Below are 670 nucleotides of genomic sequence, written 5' to 3'. Positions count from 1 at the left end.
ATTGAGGCTTTGACTGAAATAACGCTCGTAGTCCATGTTACGTGCTCCCCGGAATACTGGCTTTGGGCCGAGAATAGGGCAGCGAACCAACCCGCAACATGACAATAGTCAAGTTTACACAACATAAAACTATGGTGCACAACTGCCGGCTCTGGCATAGCGTGGGACAGGGATGGACCAACCGAGCGCGCGCGCCGGCAGGAAGTAACAGGGGTATTCTCTTGTCTCACGAAGCACAAAAAGCGATCGCACGTCAGTCGCTGCTGCTGCGCAGTTTACCGGAACAGCATGTGGAAACACTGCTGAGCCACGCGATCTGGCGTCAGTATGACCGTGGTGAGACAATATTCCTGCAGGAGGAAAAAGCGCAGGCCATCCACGTCGTGCTTGAGGGTTGGGTCAAGCTGTTCCGCATGACCCCCACCGGGGCCGAAGCCGTCGTGAGCGTCTTCAAACGTGGTGACAGCTTTGGTGAGGCCGTAGCTCTGCGTAACGTTCCCTATCCTGTATCCGCCGAGGCCGTATCGGCCTGTGATGTCATGCATATCCCCAGTCCGATCCTGATCTCATTGATGAGAGAGGACCCTGAGATCGGTATTTCTATTCTGGCCGCGACCTTTACCCATCTTCACTCGTTGGTGGCGCAGCTAGAGCAACTCAAGGCTCAGAC

1 protein-coding gene is annotated in these 670 nt (G+C 55.2%); it reads left to right on the top strand.

Annotated elements, in window-relative coordinates; translation table 11 throughout:
• Positions 1-221 precede the first annotated feature (221 nt).
• Positions 222-670 (top strand): Crp/Fnr family transcriptional regulator (locus ACR0L4_RS23720; protein WP_480515672.1); only part of this gene is annotated, 449 nt, incomplete at its 3' end.

The organism is Ruegeria sp. AB5 (assembly GCF_056542645.1).
Note: the sequence above shows the minus strand (reverse complement) of the source record. Positions and strands in the feature narration are given on the sequence as shown.